Genomic DNA, 23,456 nt, shown 5'->3' on the forward strand with positions numbered 1-23,456 from the left:
ATTATATCCTATATCTAACTATGATATTAGTAGTTAACAGTTGTAATTCAACTAAGAAAGTTTCAGAAGCACACCATGCCTCAATTGAAATATCAGATGATGAATCAGAAAATAGTACGGAGTTTGTCAATGCGGCTCGTCTAGAGGTAGATAAATTGGTAGCGGCTAATGAGCATACTCCTTTTGAAAAACTTAAAGAATATAGAGATAAAAACTTTGAAGCAAACTCAGGGGTAGAACTAACGCGTACTGAGCAAACAAAAAAAACGGGTAACCAAATGTATTATCACCTGCAAAAAAGCACATTATATATAGGTTCATCTTATTTATGTGATAGATGTCCTAATGTTCACTTAAGTGCGGCATCGGGTTTTGTAATTCACGAGGATGGTGTCATCGTAACCAACTATCATGTTATTGCGCCTAAAGATAAATTTGAATACGATGGCCTTTTTGCAATAGATCACGAAGGAAATGTTTATGTGGTGACGGAAGTTTTGTCTGCAAGTAAATCTAATGATTTAGCGATTCTTAAAGTAGAAACAAAAGGAAAGAAATTAAACGCGCTACCGTTGGCTGAAAATGAACTAATTGGAGAAGATATATATGTGATGGGACACCCGTTTAAAAATACCTTTTTTATGACCAAAGGGATTATTTCTAGAAAACATGTGAATTCTAAAGGCGGAAACCCAAGAATTTCAATTACAGCAGAGTTCGGTTTAGGGGCTAGTGGTGGGCCTGTAGTTAATGATTCGGGTCAAGTTGTTGGTGTGGTAAGTGCTACACGTGCACACTATTACGGAGGAAACTCTAAACATAAAGGGGATTTGCAGCTTTTAGTAAAAGTAGCTGTGCCTGTAAGTCAACTCAATAAGTATGTTCAATAGTAAATGTAAAAAATACCATTTAGTATACGTGCTATTTTAGACGCTATGGTCTAGGATGATGTGAGGTAGATACCCCCTAAGAAGTCGAATTAGGAAATGAAAGTAATGCGTTGTTGACTAAGGCTAGAGCAATTTTTAATCTCATAACAGAGATTGAAAAAAGGAATTAAACATTGTCCGCTTATCACTTTTGTTATGTTGTCCGTCGAAATAGTCAAGCCCTTTAGCGAAAAGATGAGGTGGTTTCTTTAGTTTTTATTCAAATAGAACTAATTGGTATTCAGTTTTTTAAATGCAGCTTATTAATCCTTAATTCACTTTATGATGAAAAATTTACTAAAAAAATTATTGCTTACTTTTTCGTTAGCTCTAACCGCTGTGACTTTCGGTCAAGCTAGTTTTGAATTCACTGGCAAACCAGCTGAAATTCACCCCAATGGCACTTTAATCCCAACTGATCCTTTTGTTTTTATAGTGAGCAATGTTCCTGATGGACAAAATAATGATGTTCTATTTAGTCTGTATCCTTACCCCAATGGTGTTGACATGAGTGCTTATCGTCATGGCTGGCAGAGTGGATCTGATAAGGTTAGGATGGCTTTAAGCAAGTTAAATGACCCAGATGTAAATAATGGTTTTTTTAAAACAGAAACAGTAGACAATGAGGATGGCACATTTACAAAAACCTATACGATATTTAATGTTAGTAAAGACAATTTATTTCAAAATACAGCTAAAAATGGAGGTATAGTAGATGGTGAAAGTTATGCTCCAATAGTAAGGATAATTCAGGCTAATGCACAGATTCTAGACGCAACAGGACAAATGGCTACTGGAAGTAATCCATTTGAGGTAGATCAAGCAAGCTTAGATAGAAGTCCTGATTATATTACAACTAGTTTTGCATTTAGTTACTATCCTCCAGAAGAGAATGCAACAACAGGAGGAGGAGAGCACCCTCATGTTACAGCGAATGCTTTAATTGATTTATATGATGATGGCACTGGAACTGGTAAACAAAATCAAATTATATCATTTGATCATCAAATCATAAGAAAATACTCTACTGATGATCCTTTTACCATTTCAGCAACATCTAGTTCGGGCTTAACAGATATAACTTATAGTGTTGTATCGGGCCCTGCAACTATTAGTGGCAACACTGTAACATTAGATGGTAATTCTGGTGGTATTGTAACCATAAAAGCAGCACAGGCAGGAGATTCAAATTATAATGCTTCAGAAAACTACTTACAATTTGAGGTTGTAGATCTAAGTATTTATAGTCCTACCATTACAACAAGACTTACTGAAGATTATCCAATCGAGATGCCTTCGTTATATGCATACCCAATTTATTTAACAACTGAAATAGACGAACCTTCCGTTTTAAATATAGATAATGCAGAAATTAAGGTTAATGACGTACCCCTTGAAATAATTGGAGAAAACGGTATGTATTACGGGCTATGGACACCAGATTCGTATGGCCTTCATATAGTAGATATTACAACGAATGCTAATAATGGACAAAGTACAACCATTACAAAAATCGTAGAAGTTACTAATACTATAGCCTCTCAAAATGTACAAACTATAGAAGATGTTGTCATAGAATATGGTGTAACAGGACAATGGCATTACGGTACATATACGATGCCACAGCATGTAGGAAGTTATAATGAAGTTATTGCAAACCTTCAGTTTGACTGTCCGTCAAATACAGGAGATTGTGATGATTGGGACCGTAGAGCTTTTATTGATGTTAAAGCTCCAGATGGTAACTGGATTCAGATTATTCGTTATAATACGCCATACGGTATAGCGTGTGGTCATACAATTGATTTAACAGATTATGAAGCGCTTCTTCAAGGTGAGGTAGAGTTTAGAGTCTTTATTGATACCTGGGGAACAGGAGGCTGGCAAGTTTCTTTAGACTTAGATTATCAACAAGGAACACCTGAATATTTATACTCCAAAGTAGTAGAATTATGGGATGGTAATTGGGATTTAGGTAATCCTACTAATTTACAACCTGTACCTGTTGTAAACTACACTTATGATTCTAATGTGTTGAGTTCTCACTTACGTTTATCTACTACGGGACATGGTTGGGGAGATCTTAATTCTCAAAATGCTGCCGAATTTTATGAAGCTTATAATTATATTGATGTTGATGGAGTAGAATACTATGAGCAACACTTGTGGAACGATTGTAACCCTAACCCTGATAATTGTATAGGGCAGCTAGGTGCATGGTATCACAACAGAGCAGGGTGGTGTCCTGGAGCAATTGCTCCACCTAGCCTTACTGATATGACACCACTAATCATTAGAGGCACAGTTGATTTTAGTTATAGATTTGATCCTACTTATATAGATTATTGTCATCCTAATAATCCTGATTGTATTACTGGAGTTACTTGTGCGGATTGTAATGACAGCTTTAAAGCACAGTACTATATTGATGGGCAATTAATTAATTTTAGCAACGCTCCGTTAATACAGGGCACTTTAGATGTTGAAGAAATTAATAACACCGAAGTATACACGTTAGCAGCACACCCAAACCCATCTAATGGCATCTTTAATATAACAACTACAGCTACTCTTGGAAAATCAGTAATGCAAGTTATAGCTGTTTCTGGAGAAGTTTTAAAAACCTATTATTTTGATTCTTCTGAAGCATTAAACAACACACCAATTGATTTGTCTTCTATTGCTACTGGTATGTATTTTGTAACAGTTGAAAATAATGCTGGTCGAGGGCATTTAAAGATTATTATAAAATAATGTAATGAATATTATAAATTTCTTAAAGGTAGTTTTAATTCAAAAAAAGCAGTAGTGTCAGAATCAAATTTAGAACAGTATTTTTCAGAATTTAGAAAACATGTAGTTGGTTTAGATCAAACGTTTGTATCTCCTTATGGGGAAAAAAATATTATTTATGCAGACTGGACTGCTAGTGGAAGATTATACAGACCCATTGAAGAACAAATTTTAAATGTTATTGGTCCTTTCGTCGCAAATACTCATACAGAAACCTCTATTACTGGGAGTGTAATGACCCATGCTTATTCTGATGCACGATCTATTATTAAAAAACATGTTAACGCCTCTAGTAATGATGTATTATTAACAGTAGGGACTGGCATGACAGGTGCTATCAATAAGTTTCAACGTATTTTAGGAATCAAGATTAGCGAAAACTTAAAAGCGCATATTGAAATTCCTGAAGAAAAAAGACCTATAATTTTTGTCTCACATATGGAGCATCATTCTAATCAAACGTCTTGGTTAGAAACTATTGCACGAGTAAAACTTATTCCGTCAAATACAGAAGGTTTACCTTGTTTAGAAGGTCTCGAGCAGTTGTTACAAGACTATAGTGAAACTCCTATAAAAATAGCTGCGATTACGGGGTGCTCCAACGTTACAGGTATTAGAACACCATATCATGCGATTGCAAAAATAATGCATAAAAATAACGGTTTGTGCTTCGTAGATTTTGCATGTTCTGCACCTTATGTTAAAATAGATATGCATCCTAGTGATACAGAGGAATATTTAGATGCCATTACATTTTCGCCTCATAAGTTTTTAGGAGGCCCAGGGACAACAGGTGTTTTAATTTTTAATAAAAAATTGTATAAAAACTTAGTGCCAGACAATCCAGGAGGCGGCACTGTTAGTTACACCAATCCATGGGGAGACCATGATTTTATAGATGATATAGAAAGCCGTGAAGATGGAGGCACACCAGGCTTTTTACAAGCCATTAGAATTGCACTTTCTATACGGTTGAAAGAAAAAATGGGAGTTCAAAATATTTTAGATAGAGAGCACGAATTGAATACGATTGTTTTTGAAAGATTATCAAAAATCAAAAATTTAAACATTTTAGCTCCTAAGAACTTAAATCGCTTGGGCGTTTTTTCTTTTTATATTGAAAATGCGCATTACAATTTAGTAGTAAAACTACTCAACGATAGATTTGGTGTGCAAACAAGAGGAGGTTGTTCGTGCGCAGGAACTTATGGGCATTATTTGTTGAATGTAGACCAGCTTACTTCAAAATCTATAGAACTAAAAATATTGGAAGGCTGTTTAGCAGAGCGTCCAGGTTGGGTGCGTATGTCTATTCATCCCACTATGCTCAATACTGAAATTGAGTTTGTATGTGAGGCGATAAAAGAAGTGGCAGATAACTTCTCAACTTGGTCTAAAGACTATGACTATAATGCTTCTAAAAATGAATTTATTCACAAAGACAACTATAACACAGAGAACGAAATTATTGAGGAATGGTTTGTAAATTAAAATTGGTTAAAAAAAACACATCAAGCAGTATATGTTTGATTTGCAATGACTTAATGGTGCTATATTCTTTGCGTTGTAAAATATCTAAAACTATGAATTTATGAAAAAATGTAACCTTTTACTTCTCGCTTTATTTTTATCGTTAGAGCTGTTCTCTCAAAATCAAAAAGATAGAGAAATTATAATCAGTCATACCAATGTTGAAAAATTGAATCAAATTTCAGAAGAATTCTTAGCGATACAGGATCAATTTTTGGACAGGGAAATACTAGAAATATTAATTACTGACCAAGGGGATAAAAAGTATTTTTCTCATTTCGATACCACTGGAAACCCAGTTTATTATTCCTTAGAAAATGAAAGCTCTGCAATATCGTCTAAAGTAGACCTTATTAGAACCGGTGGTACTTCAGGGTTAAATTTAGATGGTAGTGGTATAGAGTTTGGTTTATGGGATGCTGGACCACCTAGAATTACACATCAAGAATTCAATAATAATATCACGGTAATTGATAACACAACGGTGTCCTCGCATGCAACACATATTTCTGGAATATTAATAGCTTCAGGAGTAGATCCCCAAGCAGAAGGTATGGCGCCTTCTGCAACAATTAAATCATATAATATATCAAACTGGATTTCGGAGCTATCAACTTGGGCTGCTATAGGAGGTTTAATATCAAGTCATTCGTATATTATAGCCAATCCAAACACGGATTATGAGAAGTACGGGATTTATAATCAATACTCACAATTGTGGGATGAGATTTCTTATAATGCACCTTATTTAATTATGTGTACAGGTGCCTCTAATAACGGGAATAAAGGCTATAATCCTGATGGTTCTAGATATGACTTACTTGCGAGTAATAAACTTGGTAAAAATTCAATTGTCGTTGGAGCATCATTAGATGTATTAAATTATACTGGGCCAGAATCAGTGGTTCAAACTGCTTTTACAAGTTGGGGACCAACTGATGATTGGAGAATTAAACCAGACCTTACTGCTGTTGGTTTTTCTTCCTATTCTACAAGAGATGCTAGTGATTCAAATTACGCTACAGGAAATGGTTGTTCTTTTGCTGCACCTATTGTTTCTGGAGGATTAGGACTTTTGCAACAACATTATTATAACAACAACTCAGTTTATATGAAAGCTGCAACGGCTAAAGCTTTAATTTTAAGTACTACTGATGAAGCAGGAGACTACGATGGTCCAGATTTTTCTAACGGATGGGGATTGTTTAATGCCTTCAAAGCCGCAGAGGTGATTACAAATAATGGGGAATCTGCAATAATTTCTGAATTAGTATTAAATGAAGATGAAACATATTCGGTAGAAATAGAGGTGGATGGTACACAACCATTATCGGTTGCTATTTGCTGGAATGATCCAGCAGCAGAGCCTTTAGCAGATGAACTTTATAATGATGCAACTCCAATGTTAATAAATGATTTAGATGTTAGAGTTGTGTCAGATACAGAGGTGTATTACCCATGGATGATGGAGCCTAATGCTAATTATAATAATTACGCGTTAGCTGCTTCTAAAGGAGATAATTACAGAGATAATATCGAAATAATTAATGTTAAAGATATTAGTCCTGGACAATATACGGTTAATGTTAGTCATAAAGGGACTTTAGTAAATGAGTTGCAGGAGTTTTCATTAGTTATTAATGGTGTACTATCAGAAAATCTTTCAATTGCACATATTGATAATATGGCAGATGGTATTTCCGTTTTTCCAAATCCAGTAAATGATGTATTAAAAATTAAATTTGACTCTAGTCAATTTCAAGAACTAAAAGCTAGTCTTTATACTATTTTAGGACAAAAAAAGATTGAAACAAATTACTCTAATCAAAATACTATTGAATTAGACGTTAGCGCTTTAGTAAAAGGGGTTTACTTTTTAAGGATTCAGGATGATAAAGATGTTTTAGTTTCTACAAAAAAGATAGTTGTCAATTAAGTGCTAGATAAAAATAGCAAGATTTTTGATTCTAGGCACTTATTCAAATTGTTTTGTGATGGACTTCATACACTTTTGAAAGCATTTTTAGATTTAGGAGATCATTGATTTGAACTTAGTTTTGGTAAAAACAATTATATATGTAAAAAAAAGTGCTGACTCGTATTCAGTCAGCACTTTAGCTACAGATAAAAATGACTAACTCAAATTTTAAATCTATTATATAATCTTTATATCAATAGAAGTCCTGCTTTGCCAACCCGTTTCATCGGTTACGGAATACGCACAGTGGTAATCACCGGTGTCAATATCATTAGGTATAGTGATTACAATGTTAATTTCATAAGATGTTGGAGCATTTTCAATAGAAAAACTTTCCATATATATGAATGGATTCACAGCTGCTTTAATAGGTTCTGTCTCGCAATACACATCTTGGTCATCATGTGTGTGATGGTCAAAGTTGTGGTGAAGATCTAAACTATAAGAGGCTAGTGCTAGGTTGTCTGAAACCTGAGCTTTAAATGTGTAGGTTTCTCCTCTAACTAATTGCTCGCATGCTTGTGGAAAGCCTTCGTTATAATTGATGCTAATTGTTGGTTTTTGTTCATCTATATCAACACTATCATCACTAGAACATGAGATTATGAATAATGCAATGAACAGGAGGTTAAAATATTTTAATATCGATCTCATTTTCTAAGGTATTAAAACCGCATAGTATTTCTTATACTATGCGGTATAATTAATAATTATGGTGCTGTAACATCAATATGTGCATGGTGTTCTTTGGTATTACCGTCTTCATCTTCAACTGTGAAAACCATGTGATACTCACCTTCAGGTGCCGTTACCGGAACATCAATATGCTCATGGAACTCAACTTCTGTTAATCCGTGGTAACCTTCTGAAAATACGATTTCTTCATCCCATTCTACCTCGCCAGCGCCAACAGGAAGATCATGTGCATGAATATCAACTGTAATGTTATGAATACCATTAAGAGCATTAATCACAAATTCAGCATGAAAATCAGTTCCTCTAACTGCTTCTGTGTCAATATGATCGTCGCTTATAGTTACATAGTCCAAAATCTCTAAATGCCCATCAATTTCTGTGCTGTTTCCAAGCTCATCAATAACCACTAATTCTATATGGTATTCACCAGCAGGAATGTCGGTTGGGACTTCAACATGCTCATGAAATGTAGGATTAATAACTTGGTAATTGCTGCCTGAAAATTCTTGGAAAAAATCCCACTCAACTTCACCATCGGCAAGTGGTAAATCGTGTGCGTGTATAGAAAGTGTAATGCTACTTACTACAGCTTCAGCATAAATGTCAGCTTCTAAATGAATATCTGAGCCTTTATACGCCACTTGTTCTGTAGAATGTGCACTACCTTCTCCATATTCAAAACCAGTTATTTCTGGTGCATTAAGACTCGGTGAAACATTGTCGTCATCACTGCTACATGAGTTTAAAAGAATTCCGAAAAAAGCGATAAATGCTAAAAATTTAAAATTTGATTTCATAAGATTTGTTTTGGTGTTTAAAATGTTTGTTTTCATGATTTTTAATTTAATTGTGGTTGTTAAAATGTTTGTGTTAATGCTATTGAGATGTTTCTTCCTGTTTCAGGAACATCGATTAAGCGGTAAAAACTTGTGTGATCAAAATATTTAGTGTCAAAGACATTATTGAGTTTAAACTTTAATTCTAAAGGCTGCTTTGCTTTAAATAAGTTGATGTCTGTGAGTAGCGACATATTTAAAACTTGATAGCCATCTGTTTGTTCTTCTGGTGGTACAATTTCATCTTGTGCTGCTGTAATTCTATAATCGGCAGTTAGTTGTGGTTCCTTAAAAAATAGTACATCTTTAAATTGGTAACGCGCTGAAAATAATCCTGATAATGGTGGGGAAAACGGAATAGTAAAGCCCTCTTTAGGACCACTCGTTTGTCTGGAATACACATATTCTGCTGAAGCATCTAATTGTAAATTATTAATAATACTTGTGCTTGCTCTAAGTTCGCCACCTGCTCTAAATACCTTACTTTGGGTGTATTCATAAATCTGTAAGGTTTCGTAATAGTTAGACGTCGGATTTAGATAAATAAAGTTTTCGAAAACATTGACAAAAGGACTAATACCTACGCTAAAATCTTTTGTAGTATGGTCTATATCAATATCTAATTGATAGGATTCTTCAGGATCTAAATCGAGATTACCTTGCTCGTAGCGATACATGTGATAATTCACACCATCTGAAGCCAGTTCATTAGGTAGTGGCATTCTAAAACTTTTTCCTGCATTAATTTTAAAGGTGGTATTATTTAAAATGTAACTTAACCCTACAGAAGCACTGACATTTCCAAAATCTAGTGTTTTATCTTGTGCACGTTGCAAATACACATACGAGGTCGTACCATTGGGATTGTTGATGGTAGATGGATACCAATCAGAGTAAGATTTGCTGTTTATTTGTCCGTAATCATATCGTACACCAGCTAAAAGATGTAAGTCGGAATGGATTTCATATTGATCAAAAGCAAATGCACCCACTGTAAAACGCGTGTACTCTGGTATTAAAAATCCCCAACCACTTATGCTATTATCTTGAAATTCTAGATTTACTCCTGCAACAACATGGTGTTTGTTAAAAGGCTCAAAAGCGTCCTTTACATTTAAGGAAAAGGTGTTTTTATGAAATCCACGCTCTTTTGTGTTTGGTGGAGTAGGCATATAACCATGAGGAGTTGGTTCAGAATGCTCTTCTCTTATATTATTTTGAAAGCCTAAATCTAGCTGAATCGTGTGATTATCTAAATCTATCGATGTGTTATTGGTTACCTTAAAATGATTCACCTTATGATAAGGTAGGTCAATATCTCTATTTGAACGGTCATAATCGATGCTCGAGGTTCTGACTTCTAAACCATGAGCATTGGCAAAAAAACCGTTTTTCGAGTTCACATTACTTATCGTTGTTTCCGTTGTAAAGCGGTCTGAAACATAACCAAAACTTAGACTTCCGTTGGCCTCTTTTCCTGCAGTGTTACGCAAATTATTCTCGTGCAACGTAAAGACGTAATTTTCATAATTAATCTTATCTGTAGGCACTTTGTAATCCCCATAATCTCTATAAGTTAATCGGCCTCTATAAAACCAATTATGACTTCGTCCTTCTACACCTGCCGAAATGCTTAGCAAATCATTATTACTTTCTCCTAAAAGGTTAACATCACCACTAAAAGAGTGCTTAAAAGGAATGGGGTTAGATTGAATATCTACAACACCAGCAATAGCGTCTGAACCGTAAACTAAAGATGCAGGTCCTTTTACAATTTTGATGTTTTCAATACCATATTGATCAATTTCTAATCCATGGTCATTTCCCCATTGTTGTGCTTCGTGTTTTACTCCATTTTGAACTACAGCAACTCTATTAAACCCTAAGCCTCTTATGACGGGTTTAGATTGTCCTGAACCAATATTTATGGTACTCACTCCAGGAATTTTACTTAAGGTTTGCATTAAGCTGTTTTCCCTGTTATTAGCCAAAAATTCTTTGGATACCAATTCAGAAACCACTGGAGATTCTTTGTTCATTCTTTTTTTAGATTTTCCGTTGACTTCCACTTCTTGAAGCGCCGTTGTAGACTCCTCTAAAAAGACCTCAAGCACTTCCGTATTTGGGCCGACCTCAATACAAATCGTTTGCGAGGTGTAACCTAAGTGCGATATGGTTAAGCAATAAGTGCCCTTAGAAACATTATTTAGGGTAAATGTTCCTGTTGCGGAAGAAATTGAATATTGGTTTTCGCCAATAATATTGACACCCTCTAAGGGTTGTAATGTTTTTGCATCTGCAATAGTTCCTTTTATTTGAAAAGAATCGTGAGCAAATACCATTGAGCTTAGGCTAAAACATAGCCATAAACTCAGCATTTTGTATAACATAATGAGATACTATAAGATTTGATAATGTGTTCTTAAGGGCGAACTTTAACAAAACCTATACGCATTTGTATTATTTAAAATATCAATGAGAGGTGTTTCAATGGCTGTTGCTAATAACGATTTAGAAACTTCTAAAAAATATGAATAGCAGAACCTAGGATCTAGCTCAATTTTAGAATCTAAATAGATAGCTTGAAGCGCTTTGTTGTAAACAGATCACAGCTTAAATAATAAAAAATGTATAGGATTACTTATAGTGTAAAAGGTGGAGGTCTGGAAAGTAATTGATTTGTAGCAATAGTATTAGACATTACAAATTCGTAATGTGTAGTACTGTTTCTATACAAGACCAACTCTGTATTTTCAATAGAAAATTCTAATGGGTCTGGAGTTAGAGCAGGAGTTAAATTATTGATTGTAGCGTTATCACAAATAGCACAATGCAAAGCATGGTCTTGATCGTCATCATGCGTTAGTGCATGAAGCCCTACCATTTTCATCGAGAGAAAAAGGATAAGGAACAAAAAAGTGATACTATTTTTTAGGTGACTAAATTTCATTAAAATGAAAACAATCTTAATAATTTAAAAATACGCTACCATACTACGTTTAAAAATTATAACGTGTATATTGTATATATGATTTGCAAAGATATTATTTATTTATAATATTGCAAGGCTGTCGCATTAATATATTGCAAACAATTCGCATTAAACATGAAACGAAGACAAACACCAACAAAATCAGCGGTTTTAGATGTGTTGACTAAAGCTGGAAAAGCCATGAGTCAAAATGCCATAGAGCAGGAGATTCCTATTGATATCAACAGAGCTACGATTTATCGGGTTTTAAATCGTTTTTGTGATGATGGTATTTTGCATAAAGTTATTGCTGAAGATGGTAAACAATATTTTGCCTTATGCGATCGCTGTGATGACACTCACAAACAACACCAACATTATCATTTTAAATGTACAGTTTGTGAAACATTAGAATGCCTTCCCAGTGAAGTTAGTTTTTCTATTCCGCAAGGGTATGTGGTAGAAAATGTTAATTGTGTTTTAACAGGCGTTTGTAAAAACTGTGCTTAATTTTATAGACCTAAAAATTCATTATCACTTAAAGTTTTCATAAAAGCAATTAAGCTTGTTTTTTCTACTTCCGTAAGCGGAATTCTGTTATTGTTATCTTTTAAAATAGGATCGAGGTTATCTGCTTCTATAACACCATTGTCAAAATAATCTAAAACGGCTCGTAACGTCGCAAATTGACCAAAACTTCCGTAAGGTGCTGTGTGCTCAATGTTTCGTAACGTTGGGACTCTAAAACTCATATAGTCTTCAATAGCACCTGTTACTCTAGCGCGTCCGGCTTCATTAGTATCAGTATTTAAAGGGAAACCAATATTTCTAAAACTTTGGTCAGTAAATAATTCAGAGCTATGGCAACTCGCGCATTTTTGTTCGAAAATTAAAGCGCCTTCTGCTTCAATTTGGGTATAGCTGTCTTCATTTCGTTTCACACGATCGTATTTGCTATTGGCAGAAATTAATGTGTATTCAAATTGTGCAATACTTTTGTAAATGCGTTCTGAGGTAATGTCTGCATCACCAAAAGCTTTTTCAAACAAGTCTTGATATTCAGCGTCATTTTCAATTTTACTGATGACTTCTAATATCGAAGAGTCCATTTCTTCATGGGTGATAATTGGTACTAAAGGCTGATTTTCTAGTTGAAGCTTACTACCATCCCAATTGTAAAAATTTAGGAATGCTAAATTTTGAATTGGTGGTGTATTCCTTAATCCAACTCTGCCTTCAATTCCTATGGCTTGCGCATTATTATCTCCAAAAGCATGAGCTTGAATATGGCAACTTGAACAAGAAATGGTGTTATTGGTACTAAATCTTTTTTCTGAAAATAGTTTCTCACCCAATTCAACGCCAAAAGTTGTTGGCTTATTGGTGTAAAAGGAATTATTAAGCAGTGGAAAACCCTCAGGTATACTTATGTTCAGTTCAGGATTATTAAAAGGAGTAGACTCATAATTGTCATCATTACTACAGGATGTTACTAATACAATCACAGCTAAAATAGATACTATATTTTTCATTTTGAAGCTATTTGTGGGCATGAAAATTAAAATAGAGTCGCCTAGATAGTGTGTTTCAGGCGACTCTAAAATTAAGGTTTAGTTGTTTACACTAATGATAGAGAACATTCCAGTACTGTCAATTGTGCTAGCACCTCCAAGATTGTCTACAAACTTAGTCATTTCAACAGCTGTATGAATACTTGGTGTTGCATTGTTGTCACCTAGTGTTATAGTATGACTTTGACCACTTAATAAATAGTCAAAATCTGCTTTGATTGCTATTGTTGGAGCACTATTTCCTACGACTGCCGTAGTCGGAAGTGTTAAGGTAATGTCTCTATAGGCATCAACGCCTTGAACAATATTACCACCTTCATCATCAGTTAATGTGCTTCCAGAGTGAATAGATAAATCATCATTACCTGAACCATAGAATCCTTCAATTTTTGTAAAACGGTATCCAGTTCCCCATTCCCAATGCATTTCAGTATCATTTTCTCCTGCATTTGCATAGAAATTTGGAAAGCTTGTTTGATCTAAAGTGTTCAATTCAGATTTCACTCCTAAACCAAATTTAATTTCAGTATAATCACCGACCGGAATATCATTCATTACATAACTTAAGGTTTCTGCATTAGCTTGGTTAACAACAGTTGCACCATTATCTAAATCATTTACATTATAAGGGATTTCAGTACCATCTGCTTTTATTAATCGGATGTTACTAATAACGTATTTTACTTCTTCAAAATGGTGTATTTGTCCTGCTTCCGACGTGTTTTTAGTCGCAGTACTCGATGTCGCATCACCAAGAACGATAGGAGTATCACCAAAGGTGTTGTTGAACTCTAATGTTACATTGTTTGCAACAGGATTATCATCATCTTTACTACAAGACATGAAGGCAACTAATACAGCTGCTGATAAAATATAATTTTTAAGATTTTTCATTGTTTTAATTTATGTTAATTGGTATTCTTTAATATTAAGTGCGTTTAAAATTCGCCTGTTGCATTGGTGGTGGAACTAAAATTTCTAGATAAGGCTCCGAATGATGAAACTCTATGTAACCCACCATAACTTTGTTGTTGATGAGGTTAGGAGTTTCTATTTCAAATTCGGGGTTGGACTCAAACGCCAAATCTAAATTTTTGGTATTCATTATTTTTTCAGAATCGGATGGCTCGGTGTCTTGCAACTCTTTACTTAAATAGCATTTACCGTTACATTTTAGCTCAGGTTTATCTTTGTTGATGCAAAGCTCTATTGTAATCGCTTGTTGGTTGAGTTTAAAGTGCATAATGACCACCGCTTGCTGAGACACAACAAACAGGAAAATAAAGGTCATTATATAACTAAAAACTTTTTGCATCTATTTAGAAATTGAATTTTAAAGAGGTGAATATATTACGTCCCATTCTTGGGATATTTCCCCAATCGGCATACGTACTATAGTATTCGTTTAAAATATTTTCTGCGCCGACTTGGACTACGGTTCTATAGGCTGCAATTCTGAAGGTGTAATCTGCGGATAAATTCCACATGGTGTACTGAGGTGTTTGGTCTTCACCATATTCAGGACTGTAATTAATTTGTTCTAAATCGCCATTAATCGACGTTTGAAAATTGAACCTATTGTATTTATAATGCAATGCAGTTTGATAGCTTAATGGTCTAATAAATGGTAAATTGTTACCATTATCATCTTGTCCACGAGCATAGGTAAGTGTGCCTTTCCAGTGCAGGTTGTTTAAAATAGAATAGCTACCGTTCAGTGAAAAATTAAATAAGGTAGAATAATCTAAAGAGGTATACCCTTTAACACCAACAGACTGGTAGTTCATTGGACTTCCTAAACTCAGAATTCTACCAATAATATAATTTTGAATATAGAAGTAATTTACCTTCGCTTGAATACTGAGTTTGTTATCTGTGAAACCAGCACTCGCATTGCCTTCATAAGAAATTTCATTTTTTAAGTCAGGATTACCAATATAATCGTAACGGTCAAAACTATTGTAAATGTAGTAACCATAACCTTCAGAAACCGAAGGTACTCTGTGGCCATAACCACCACCTACAGAAAAATCGAATTTATTAATGTTTAATTCATAGCCTGCATGTAAACTAGGTAGTAGTCGCGTTTTTTCTTGAGGTGTTCCAGGATGAAAAATCCAGTTGAATTCTACATATTTTGAATGGTTGTAATTGACACCTAAAGATCCACCAAAATTAAGTAGACTTTGATCTGAAATCTCCCAAGCGTTGTTGATTGAAAGTCCTGCAAAGGTTGTTGTCACAGCAGGCCAACTGTAGGCAAACATGGTACGTTCGCTTCGGTCTTGTGGATACATGCGCATTTCTGCAGTAGATAAATTGTTATAGGCATTCAGTTGAATTTCTGAACTCAATTTATTGCTCTGTAAATTAATATTAGATAACAAACCATAAGTGGTGCTCCAACCTGGCATATCCATGTGGACCAGATTTTCAGGACGTGTGGTGTCGTCCATATAATGTTCTATGGCATTAAAATAGACTTTGGTATCCCAAGCTCTCACAAGGCCTTCTTCAAATAATTGTTTGTAAGTTGCTGAGGTGATTAACGCTCTAGATAACCATAAATCCATAGGTAACGCAGGATAACCAACATCTTTAGCTTCATCGTAAATCGCTTCAACTTTTACAGATGATAAGTCACTCGTTTTATAGGCTAAACCAAGTGAAGCATTGAATTTTGTAAATTGCGAATGCGCAACCTCGTCGTCATTACCATCACTATAATTTTCAGCTTTTCGGTAGGCTAAACTTCCATCGGCAACAAATTTATCGGAAGAATATGAAGCATTCGCTAAGTTGAAAAACTGTTTGTTATTAAACTCAAATCCGGTTTGGTAAGCTCCATTCCATTTTTTAGGAAGATTAAATGGTGTGCTTTTTCGTTTCAAATCGATACTTCCTGCAACGGTTGCTCCGTGCATATTACCTTCTTGTCCAGATTTTATATCTATGGCATCTAAATTATTACTCTCCACATAAGAGGTAATAGGATCCATTTTATCTGTACAAGCTCCAAAAACATGCATCCCATCAATAGTGATTGTAGAGCGTTCCGAACTCATGTTATTTAATAAAGGTTCCCATGCAAAAGCACCACGTTTAATGAAACTGATATTATCTGATGATGCCAAAAACTCATCGACTGAAACGGCCATTTTCATGTCGGTTTCAATTTTCTTTTTAATCATAGTTATTAATTGCACTTCATCTAGCGCTATAATGCTGTCTTTCTTTTTCTTTGTGTTTTGCGCAGTAGAAAAAAGACCGACAAATAATACTATGAATAGTGTATTAAATCTCATCATTATTAAAATAATATGTCAATATGTAGTTCACTTCTTGCTCCTTCAACACCTGGTGTAAATTCCGTTGAAACTTCAGTGCCTTTAATAATCGCACCGAATTGATTCTGTAATCTAAAATTTAGGGTCCAGTTTCCGGTCATCGTATAATTAACCACTCCATAATACAAGCCATCATCTTGCTGTGTTAAATCTTCATTATTAGGTGAGGAATGATTTCCCATTGAAGGTTCTGGCATTCTTGGATCTAATAATAAAGTGTAATCCGAAACTGCTGTGTAAGAAAACTGCGAAGGATCAGGAAATGTTCCTGGTTCATTAGTGGGTTGGTTGTATTTGTAGATGCCTGCAACCAATTCGTTTTCTGCAATCTTAGGTTGTTGAGGAGCGACTAAAGCGATAAAGTACTGTTCGCCATCATTTGCAGTAAAGGTGGTCATATTTAAATTCTTGTTCACTTGTTCTTCCACCAATATGTTCTGCGTTACTGCGTATGTTTCACCATTGTCTGTGAATGACATATAGAGTTTCCACTGTTCGGAATCATTACTTATGTTCGTAAATACAACATATCCATCATAATAGTTTTCTGCAGTATTATAGTCTAAACTATATTGATGCGGACAAGAACTGTTATTTCCATTATAGTTGGTTACGAGTGGTAAAAACGTAACATCCGAAGTGCTTAAATCTTCATTAGTTTGAGTATTGCTTATGTTTACACGAATCTCATTATAGCCTTTATAGAAGGTGCCGTTTAAAGCTTCAATGCTAATTTGATAATCGTTCTCTGATATAGATACGACTTCTTCAAAATTGATATGCTCTATGACTTCTGTGCGTATTTCTGCTTCGTAATCGGTTTTGTCTATTGTACATGATGTCACTGCAAGTGCTATTGCAGCCACAAAAAAATTAATGTTTTTCATCACTTAATAATGTCTTATTAAAAAAACTTGAAAATTGTAGTCGTCTCTAACACTGTTACTTGTTGCCGTTTAAAAAAACAGTATAGTATCAGGTTAGGTGCGTAATAAAACAGGAATTGTTTTAGTTACAACTACAGGAAATGGATAGAAACTACGAGTAAATAAGTCGTGCGGATAGCTATGCAATAATTACAATAAAGCGATACGGATACCTATTTTTTTTACTATTTGTAAATATTAACATATAAGGTATGGCATAGCCCAATGACATTGCATTTTGCTTTATACAGGTTCTAAAAGTTACTGAGTTTCTATTTAAAACTAGACAAGCGGAGGATGGAAGACAAAACTCGTGAAATCGAATTTGTAGATTTTGTTATACGTTGGTTCTATTGGAGCGTTTTGTTCTTTAGAAATGAAAACCAAGTTGTTTTTGAAGATATCTTGGTAAAATACGACTTGTTGCTCAGAAGATGATGTATGGTTTTTATCACTACTTTTTTCGGAATCTGAAGCTTTAGCTAATTCCTTTTTTAAATGGCATTTACCATTACAAGATAGTTCAGGTTCGTCTTTGTTGACGCAAAGTTCATCTTTAATATAGTCATAAAAAGCGGCGTATTCCACATAGGGAATAGTTGGTTTTAGAAGCATAAATAATGCTAAAAAGAGTGCCGCTGTTTTCACAATGCAAAGGTCTTGAATATTTTGAAAATCTCCTAATTATTTAGGGTATGAATTAACCATTTAACGACAACATTAAGAATAATCTTAGTGTAGAATAACCTAAGAACATAAAAGTGAAAATTAAACGGTTTGGTCGTCTTTAAAGTGATTAATTGATATTACTTTCGGGCTTTAGAAAAAAGATACTTTATAAAAAACCTGAGTTCGACGTTATATTTGATTCCAGTTTGAATGAATTTTTATTCAATTTGGAGATATATTTTGAAGGACTAACGTGTTCATTTGAGAAATTATAGCAACTAATCGAAGAATGAGATGTCGAACTCAGGTTTAAAAGTCGGTAACAAAGAAGCTGCATATGAATATAAAGATTGACAAATTCGTTTTATCTATAATAGTAGTCATACTAATTGCTTACTTTTTTCCGGAATGGGGCATTCCTGAAAGTAAAATTCCCATCGATACCATTAGTGCGATAGGTATTTCAATGATTTTCTTTTTCTATGGCTTAAAATTAAATCCAACCCAACTTAAATCTGGTCTCAAAAACTGGAAGCTTCATTTATTGGTACAAGGTGCTACGTTTTTAATGTTTCCGTTATTGGTTTTATTGTTTCGACCATTAATACAAAATCAGGAACAGGAAACCATTTGGTTAGCCTTCTTTTTCTTGGCAGCATTGCCGTCAACGGTGTCCTCTTCTGTAGTTATGGTTGCTATGGCAAAGGGTAATATTCCTGCGGCTATTTTTAATGCTAGTATTTCTGGCATTATAGGTATTGCCATTACACCATTATGGATGGGTTTATTTGTAGATCCTGCGCAAACAAATTTTGATTTTACGGAGATTTACATAAAGCTTATTGTTCAAATTATTCTACCAGTAATTATAGGACTTTTTTTACAGCGTTATTTTGGTGAATTTGCTCGTAAACATAGCAGTAAATTAACGCTGTTTGATAAGTCTATTATCCTATTGATCATTTATAAGAGTTTCGCTGCATCATTTTACAATGACATTTTTACTGCAGTTTCACTTGTAGATTTACTCTTAATTTTTGTAGGGGTATTGCTGCTTTTTATTGTCGCGTTTTTGGGAACAGGTTTTATTTCTAAAAAATTAAAACTGAGTCGGGAAGATAAAATTACAGCACAGTTTTGTGGCACTAAAAAATCGTTAGTTCACGGTACTGTTTTTTCTAAAATATTATTTGGAAATATGGCAACCTTAGGGATTATATTATTACCAATAATGGTGTTTCATGCAACACAAATATTAATTATTAGTGTTATTGCTTCAAAAGAGCTGAATCGTCAAAAGTAATTTTGTTTTAGAACTTTAAAACCACTCAAAGTGTATTCCTGAAGCTACGACTGCACCTACGAGAATAATTAGTACAATTATTATAAACTTAGCTCCAAATTTGGTTTTTTCGTCTTTTTGAAAGATATAATCTCTTCTTTCTTCGTCTTCGTCTTTTACAAATTTCATAGTGTTTTAGTTTTTTTAGTTGTTAATATAAACGGTTTTTTTATTGACAAATGCCAACATACCTTCTTTAGATAATTCACGACCATAACCTGAAATTTTTGTCCCACCAAATGGTAATCTTGGATCAGATTTTACCATGTCATTGATGAAAAATGCACCATCTTCAATTTCTGAAATCCGTTTTGAGGCGGCTTCATAATCGGCTGTAAATACCATTGTGCCTAATCCGAATTTAGAGGTTGATGCTGTTTTATAAGCTTCATCTTCAGATTTAACTTTAATAACAGCTGCAACTGGCCCAAATGTTTCTTCTATGAAAACGGCCATGTCTTTAGTGACATGCGTTAAAATAGTTGGCTGGTAATACGCGCCTTCTCGTGTATGGCCTAAAAGCACTTTTGCGCCTAAATCAATTGAGCTTTGGACTTGTTCTTCTAGAGTTTCCGCTAAATCTTCACGCGCTAAGCACGACATGGTTGTATTTTCTTCAGTTGGATTTCCATATTGTAAGGCTTCAACTTTAGTTTTGAATTTCGAAATGAATTCATCATAAATGTCTTCAACAACTATAAATCGTTTGGCAGCAATACAGCTTTGTCCAGAATTTTGCATTCGTGCTTTAACCATGGTGTCCATATGCCGATTTAAATCGGCATCTTTTAAAACGATACAGGCGTTGTTTCCTCCCAATTCTAATAGTGAAGGTTTTAGGTTTTTACCAGCAAGCTCAGCTATTTTTCGACCTGCTTTTTCGCTTCCTGTTAAAGAAACAGCTTTCACAATGTCGTTTTCCATGAGCTCTTCAATAGCGTTGTGATCTGTGACTAAAGTTTGAAAACAACCTTTTGGAAAGCCAGCATTTATAAATAATTTTTCAATGGCAATGGCACATCCAGTCACGTTTGATGCGTGTTTAAGTAGTGCAACATTTCCAGCTGTTAATGTTGGCACTGCAAATCGAAACACTTGCCAAAACGGATAATTCCAAGGCATAATAGCTAAAACACAACCCAAAGGATCGTAACTAATAAAGCTTTCATGCGCTTCAGTTTCAATAATATCGTCTTGTAAAAACTGTTCGGCATTTTTAATGTAAAAGTCAATCAGTAAAATACACTTTTCAATTTCAGCTGTACTTTCTGTAATTGGTTTTCCCATTTCAGATGTCATAAGCAGGCTTAATTCTGCTTTATTTTCAAAAACTTGATCTGCAAGATTTTTTAATAAAATTAATCGATCTTCAATTTTAAAGTTTTTCCAAGTCTTAAAAGTCTGGTCTGCTAAGTCTAATTTTTCATCTAATCGCGATTTAGAATCTAGCATATAGGTTTCAAGATGATTTCCATTGTAAGGGTTATAAGTTTTCGTCGTTTTTTTCATAATAAAAGGTGTACTTCAAAATTAAATGTTATCAATTCAAATGATTAATCATATTACTAAAATCTTTGACGCTAATAGTAAATAGCATTTCAGCTAATATCGATATCTAAAGAGTTAAGCGATGGTTCGTGTTTCGCTTATATTTGAAACACAGCAAGGCGCTGAATTTTAAAATTAATTAAAAAAACATAACAACATGAGTAATAACGGAAATACAGTTTTAGGAATTTTAGCAGGAACAGCAGTAGGAGCAGTTTTAGGAATCTTATTTGCGCCAGATAAAGGTAGTGTAACAAGACAAAAAATTGCAGATGAAGCTGCAGCGAAAAGAGATATAATGACAGATAAAGCATCTGACTTAAGAGATTCTTTAGGTAATACTATTTCTTCTCACAGAGAAAATTTAGATCATCAGGTAGAGTCTATAGTTTCTAACGCAAGTTATAAGGCAGAAGATGTTATAACGACGCTTGAAGCTAAATTAAAAGACTTAAAAGCTAAGAATAAGAATTTACAGAAAAAAGCCTAATTGATGAGTGTTTTTGACGACATAAACCAAACCACAAGTAAAGCTTCACATATTGGTGAGCGCTATATTAGAGCGTCTCACCAATATTTTAGACTCAAAATATTTCAGCAATTAACATTGTCATTAAGTTTAGTGACTAAAGTGTTGGCTATTGGAAGTCTCTTGTTTGCAGGGTTGGTATTTTTATCTATCGCTGCAGCATTAGAAATAGGTGATGCCTTAGATAGCTTTGCACTCGGGTTTTTAATCGTAGGATTTGTTTACGTTTTGTTATCGGTAATTATTTATTTGTTGAGAGCAAAATTCAATACGATGATTATAAAACGAGTAGGACTAAAATTTTTCAACTAATATGAAGACATACACATCATTTGAAGATATTGAAACCGATTTAAAACGTTTTAAACTAGAGCGTGATATCGCATGGGAAGAATTGAAACTGACCAAAAGTGAATTTAAAGAAGATTTACAACCAATGAATTGGATAAGTTCCGCCTTAAAATTAACTGGAAAATACAGTTTTATAGCTTTAATAAAAAAGTGGTTTTTTAAAAAATAACACTAACTGACCTTAACTTTAGAAGGAGTTTGCATTTTAAATTCATTAGGTGAAACTTCAAATTTTTCTTTGAAAATTTTAGAAAAGTAACTTCTACTGGTAAAGCCTATAGAGTAAACTACTTGCGAAATATTTAAGTCCGTAGTTTTTAGTAAATCTCTAGCTTGCTCTAATCTTACGTGTCTAATAAATTCAGTTACAGTTCGCGTGTATAAAAATTTAAACCCATCTTGAAGCTTGGCTTGCGATAAGCCTGTTTCTGCAGATAAATCCTCTAAATTGTACGATTTAGAAGGATTTTTTAATATTTTTTCGCCAATTTTTCTAATGCGTTTTAATTCACTTTTTACCAAAGATGTTGGTAATTCAACCCCTTTAGATTGTTTATTGTATTGTTGAATGTGTAGCGATAAAATTTCGTAAACTTTGGCTTCCATTTTTAAAATACGCAACATGCCTTTAGTTTTGGTGTTGTGTAATTTTTTAACGTGATCTGCCATTTTTAGATTAAGCGTTCCATGATGTAAAAAACGGTTTTCGTGAGCTGTATCAACAAACACTTCATGCAGTTGTTGGTTTAATGTAGATACTTTAGTGGTACGTTTATTTAAGAAATCTTTTCTTACAATTTGAATAATATTCGTTTCTATTTTTACTCCTTTTTTAAAGTGGAAACAATTGAAACCGTCTGCTTTGTTGGTATAAATTAATGTTTGAAACTGCTCAATTAATGTCTCTTTACTCTGAATACCAAATCGATGTAGAAATTCGCCTTGAAGATTGTATATAAAACGAACAGGGTTAAATTCTGTAGCTTTAAATTTTATAACGACATCATTATAAAATTCAATATCATAAATCATAAGATTTACGCCCCAATCAAAAGGAATAATCTTTACAGTTCCTTTAGCTTTTTCGTTATCTACAACGAGCGTACATTCTCCCCAACGTTCTAAAATTTCTCCACCAATATTAGTTTGCAATTGGTCTATAATGTCCTTGGTTTTTTCGGCACTTATCGCTATTTCTGTCATAATTTATTCGCTTAACAATAGTGTTAAATTAACACTTCAATAGTTAATCTTGCCTGCTGTTAGCAGAAGGCTCTCGCTCTTATTGTTTTCTCAAATAAATCTACCTCAATGTTAGACAACAACAAATAGAATGATTTGTAAAAAGTAAAGATAACTTAATTTTAGAAAGATATTTTAATTTTTTCAGGCTTTGCAGTTAATTTTTAAATCTATTGAGCAAACAAACTGAGCTTCAAA

The 23,456-nt window shown here is 34.0% G+C and carries 22 protein-coding genes; 9 read left to right on the plus strand and 13 right to left on the minus strand.

The genetic code is table 11. The features are described 5' to 3' along the window. Window positions 1-20 precede the first annotated feature (20 nt). The 4 genes from ITJ86_RS12635 to ITJ86_RS12650 all read left to right on the plus strand — a co-directional run bounded on the left by ITJ86_RS12635 (window position 21) and on the right by ITJ86_RS12650 (window position 7,188). A complete protein-coding gene (locus ITJ86_RS12635; protein ID WP_195872010.1) occupies window positions 21-890 on the plus strand; it encodes a S1 family peptidase in 870 nt (289 codons plus the stop codon). Between the two features lie 324 nt (window positions 891-1,214). After that, window positions 1,215-3,683, plus strand: coding sequence for a T9SS type A sorting domain-containing protein (locus ITJ86_RS12640; protein WP_195872011.1), 2,469 nt, complete (start codon window positions 1,215-1,217; stop codon window positions 3,681-3,683). Between the two features lie 54 nt (window positions 3,684-3,737). After that, on the plus strand, window positions 3,738-5,213 hold the full coding sequence (locus tag ITJ86_RS12645; protein ID WP_195872012.1) for an aminotransferase class V-fold PLP-dependent enzyme: 1,476 nt from the start codon (window positions 3,738-3,740) through the stop codon (window positions 5,211-5,213). A gap of 100 nt (window positions 5,214-5,313) precedes the next feature. Beyond that, window positions 5,314-7,188 carry a S8 family serine peptidase gene (locus tag ITJ86_RS12650; protein ID WP_195872013.1) on the plus strand — a complete coding sequence of 625 codons (1,875 nt, stop codon included), beginning with the start codon at window positions 5,314-5,316 and terminating at the stop codon, window positions 7,186-7,188. 219 nt (window positions 7,189-7,407) lie between these two features. Here ITJ86_RS12650 and ITJ86_RS12655 read toward each other — a convergent pair whose 3' ends face one another. The 4 genes from ITJ86_RS12655 to ITJ86_RS12670 all read right to left on the minus strand — a co-directional run bounded on the left by ITJ86_RS12655 (window position 7,408) and on the right by ITJ86_RS12670 (window position 11,646). Further along, window positions 7,408-7,884: a DUF4625 domain-containing protein gene (locus ITJ86_RS12655; RefSeq protein ID WP_195872014.1), complete on the minus strand. Its 477-nt coding sequence runs from the start codon at window positions 7,882-7,884 to the stop codon at window positions 7,408-7,410. A 56-nt stretch (window positions 7,885-7,940) separates the two neighbouring features. Next, window positions 7,941-8,759, minus strand: a complete 819-nt coding sequence (locus tag ITJ86_RS12660; RefSeq protein WP_230080299.1) for a DUF4625 domain-containing protein — start codon at window positions 8,757-8,759, stop codon at window positions 7,941-7,943. 23 nt (window positions 8,760-8,782) lie between these two features. Beyond that, window positions 8,783-11,104 carry a TonB-dependent receptor gene (locus ITJ86_RS12665; protein ID WP_230080300.1) on the minus strand — a complete coding sequence of 774 codons (2,322 nt, stop codon included), beginning with the start codon at window positions 11,102-11,104 and terminating at the stop codon, window positions 8,783-8,785. A 299-nt stretch (window positions 11,105-11,403) separates the two neighbouring features. Then, window positions 11,404-11,646 carry a hypothetical protein gene (locus ITJ86_RS12670; RefSeq protein ID WP_195872015.1) on the minus strand — a complete coding sequence of 81 codons (243 nt, stop codon included), beginning with the start codon at window positions 11,644-11,646 and terminating at the stop codon, window positions 11,404-11,406. A 222-nt stretch (window positions 11,647-11,868) separates the two neighbouring features. On the opposite strand from ITJ86_RS12670, the gene ITJ86_RS12675 reads away from it, so the two are divergent. After that, a complete protein-coding gene (locus tag ITJ86_RS12675; RefSeq protein ID WP_195872016.1) occupies window positions 11,869-12,243 on the plus strand; it encodes a Fur family transcriptional regulator in 375 nt (124 codons plus the stop codon). A 2-nt stretch (window positions 12,244-12,245) separates the two neighbouring features. Here the strand turns inward: ITJ86_RS12675 and ITJ86_RS12680 are convergent, their stop codons facing one another. The 6 genes from ITJ86_RS12680 to ITJ86_RS12705 form a co-directional block, all read right to left on the minus strand. Further along, window positions 12,246-13,265: a cytochrome-c peroxidase gene (locus ITJ86_RS12680; RefSeq protein ID WP_195872017.1), complete on the minus strand. Its 1,020-nt coding sequence runs from the start codon at window positions 13,263-13,265 to the stop codon at window positions 12,246-12,248. A 78-nt stretch (window positions 13,266-13,343) separates the two neighbouring features. Beyond that, complete coding sequence (locus ITJ86_RS12685; protein WP_195872018.1) at window positions 13,344-14,198, minus strand: MbnP family protein; 855 nt, start codon at window positions 14,196-14,198, stop codon at window positions 13,344-13,346. Between the two features lie 34 nt (window positions 14,199-14,232). Continuing rightward, window positions 14,233-14,619, minus strand: coding sequence for a hypothetical protein (locus ITJ86_RS12690; RefSeq protein WP_195872019.1), 387 nt, complete (start codon window positions 14,617-14,619; stop codon window positions 14,233-14,235). Between the two features lie 4 nt (window positions 14,620-14,623). Further along, window positions 14,624-16,609: a TonB-dependent receptor plug domain-containing protein gene (locus tag ITJ86_RS12695; RefSeq protein ID WP_394370117.1), complete on the minus strand. Its 1,986-nt coding sequence runs from the start codon at window positions 16,607-16,609 to the stop codon at window positions 14,624-14,626. Window positions 16,610-16,614: 5 nt separating this feature from the next. Further along, window positions 16,615-17,538: a hypothetical protein gene (locus ITJ86_RS12700; RefSeq protein WP_195872021.1), complete on the minus strand. Its 924-nt coding sequence runs from the start codon at window positions 17,536-17,538 to the stop codon at window positions 16,615-16,617. A gap of 321 nt (window positions 17,539-17,859) precedes the next feature. After that, window positions 17,860-18,225 (minus strand): hypothetical protein, encoded by a 366-nt coding sequence (locus ITJ86_RS12705; RefSeq protein ID WP_195872022.1) that lies wholly within the window; start codon window positions 18,223-18,225, stop codon window positions 17,860-17,862. A gap of 358 nt (window positions 18,226-18,583) precedes the next feature. Here ITJ86_RS12705 and ITJ86_RS12710 point away from each other — a divergent pair, with 358 nt between their 5' ends. Continuing rightward, on the plus strand, window positions 18,584-19,549 hold the full coding sequence (locus tag ITJ86_RS12710; protein ID WP_195872023.1) for a bile acid:sodium symporter family protein: 966 nt from the start codon (window positions 18,584-18,586) through the stop codon (window positions 19,547-19,549). A gap of 15 nt (window positions 19,550-19,564) precedes the next feature. Here the strand turns inward: ITJ86_RS12710 and ITJ86_RS12715 are convergent, their stop codons facing one another. Both ITJ86_RS12715 and ITJ86_RS12720 read right to left on the minus strand, forming a co-directional pair. Continuing rightward, window positions 19,565-19,717, minus strand: coding sequence for a hypothetical protein (locus tag ITJ86_RS12715; RefSeq protein WP_195872024.1), 153 nt, complete (start codon window positions 19,715-19,717; stop codon window positions 19,565-19,567). Between the two features lie 15 nt (window positions 19,718-19,732). After that, window positions 19,733-21,097, minus strand: coding sequence for an NAD-dependent succinate-semialdehyde dehydrogenase (locus tag ITJ86_RS12720; RefSeq protein WP_195872025.1), 1,365 nt, complete (start codon window positions 21,095-21,097; stop codon window positions 19,733-19,735). A gap of 196 nt (window positions 21,098-21,293) precedes the next feature. Between ITJ86_RS12720 and ITJ86_RS12725 the strand changes: the two genes are divergently transcribed. The 3 genes from ITJ86_RS12725 to ITJ86_RS12735 are packed head-to-tail and all read left to right on the plus strand — an operon-like array spanning window position 21,294 to window position 22,185. After that, window positions 21,294-21,626, plus strand: a complete 333-nt coding sequence (locus ITJ86_RS12725; protein ID WP_195872026.1) for a YtxH domain-containing protein — start codon at window positions 21,294-21,296, stop codon at window positions 21,624-21,626. A 3-nt stretch (window positions 21,627-21,629) separates the two neighbouring features. Then, window positions 21,630-21,977, plus strand: coding sequence for a hypothetical protein (locus ITJ86_RS12730; protein WP_195872027.1), 348 nt, complete (start codon window positions 21,630-21,632; stop codon window positions 21,975-21,977). Window position 21,978: 1 nt separating this feature from the next. Then, the gene (locus ITJ86_RS12735) at window positions 21,979-22,185 is read left to right on the plus strand and encodes a DUF6327 family protein (protein ID WP_195872028.1); all 207 of its coding nucleotides are present in this window, start codon (window positions 21,979-21,981) and stop codon (window positions 22,183-22,185) included. 2 nt (window positions 22,186-22,187) lie between these two features. Here the strand turns inward: ITJ86_RS12735 and ITJ86_RS12740 are convergent, their stop codons facing one another. Further along, window positions 22,188-23,219 carry a helix-turn-helix domain-containing protein gene (locus ITJ86_RS12740; RefSeq protein ID WP_195872029.1) on the minus strand — a complete coding sequence of 344 codons (1,032 nt, stop codon included), beginning with the start codon at window positions 23,217-23,219 and terminating at the stop codon, window positions 22,188-22,190. Window positions 23,220-23,456: the final 237 nt, after the last annotated feature.

The sequence above is a fragment of the Winogradskyella marina genome, from assembly GCF_015645385.1.
In the GTDB taxonomy this organism is placed as follows: Bacteria; Bacteroidota; Bacteroidia; order Flavobacteriales; family Flavobacteriaceae; genus Winogradskyella; species Winogradskyella marina.

What these genes read in the sequence shown, in the direction of transcription:
- ITJ86_RS12635 (WP_195872010.1), top strand. Translation starts at nt 21, where the DNA reads ATGATATTAGTAGTTAACAGTTGTAATTCAACTAAGAAAGTTTCAGAA.
- ITJ86_RS12640 (WP_195872011.1), top strand. Translation starts at nt 1,215, where the DNA reads ATGAAAAATTTACTAAAAAAATTATTGCTTACTTTTTCGTTAGCTCTA.
- ITJ86_RS12650 (WP_195872013.1), top strand. Translation starts at nt 5,314, where the DNA reads ATGAAAAAATGTAACCTTTTACTTCTCGCTTTATTTTTATCGTTAGAG.
- ITJ86_RS12655 (WP_195872014.1), bottom strand. Translation starts at nt 7,884, where the DNA reads ATGAGATCGATATTAAAATATTTTAACCTCCTGTTCATTGCATTATTC.
- ITJ86_RS12660 (WP_230080299.1), bottom strand. Translation starts at nt 8,759, where the DNA reads ATGAAAACAAACATTTTAAACACCAAAACAAATCTTATGAAATCAAAT.
- ITJ86_RS12665 (WP_230080300.1), bottom strand. Translation starts at nt 11,104, where the DNA reads ATGGTATTTGCTCACGATTCTTTTCAAATAAAAGGAACTATTGCAGAT.
- ITJ86_RS12670 (WP_195872015.1), bottom strand. Translation starts at nt 11,646, where the DNA reads ATGGTAGGGCTTCATGCACTAACGCATGATGACGATCAAGACCATGCT.
- ITJ86_RS12675 (WP_195872016.1), top strand. Translation starts at nt 11,869, where the DNA reads ATGAAACGAAGACAAACACCAACAAAATCAGCGGTTTTAGATGTGTTG.
- ITJ86_RS12680 (WP_195872017.1), bottom strand. Translation starts at nt 13,265, where the DNA reads ATGAAAAATATAGTATCTATTTTAGCTGTGATTGTATTAGTAACATCC.
- ITJ86_RS12685 (WP_195872018.1), bottom strand. Translation starts at nt 14,198, where the DNA reads ATGAAAAATCTTAAAAATTATATTTTATCAGCAGCTGTATTAGTTGCC.
- ITJ86_RS12690 (WP_195872019.1), bottom strand. Translation starts at nt 14,619, where the DNA reads ATGCAAAAAGTTTTTAGTTATATAATGACCTTTATTTTCCTGTTTGTT.
- ITJ86_RS12695 (WP_394370117.1), bottom strand. Translation starts at nt 16,609, where the DNA reads ATGAGATTTAATACACTATTCATAGTATTATTTGTCGGTCTTTTTTCT.
- ITJ86_RS12700 (WP_195872021.1), bottom strand. Translation starts at nt 17,538, where the DNA reads ATGAAAAACATTAATTTTTTTGTGGCTGCAATAGCACTTGCAGTGACA.
- ITJ86_RS12710 (WP_195872023.1), top strand. Translation starts at nt 18,584, where the DNA reads ATGAATATAAAGATTGACAAATTCGTTTTATCTATAATAGTAGTCATA.
- ITJ86_RS12715 (WP_195872024.1), bottom strand. Translation starts at nt 19,717, where the DNA reads ATGAAATTTGTAAAAGACGAAGACGAAGAAAGAAGAGATTATATCTTT.
- ITJ86_RS12720 (WP_195872025.1), bottom strand. Translation starts at nt 21,097, where the DNA reads ATGAAAAAAACGACGAAAACTTATAACCCTTACAATGGAAATCATCTT.
- ITJ86_RS12725 (WP_195872026.1), top strand. Translation starts at nt 21,294, where the DNA reads ATGAGTAATAACGGAAATACAGTTTTAGGAATTTTAGCAGGAACAGCA.
- ITJ86_RS12730 (WP_195872027.1), top strand. Translation starts at nt 21,630, where the DNA reads ATGAGTGTTTTTGACGACATAAACCAAACCACAAGTAAAGCTTCACAT.
- ITJ86_RS12735 (WP_195872028.1), top strand. Translation starts at nt 21,979, where the DNA reads ATGAAGACATACACATCATTTGAAGATATTGAAACCGATTTAAAACGT.
- ITJ86_RS12740 (WP_195872029.1), bottom strand. Translation starts at nt 23,219, where the DNA reads ATGACAGAAATAGCGATAAGTGCCGAAAAAACCAAGGACATTATAGAC.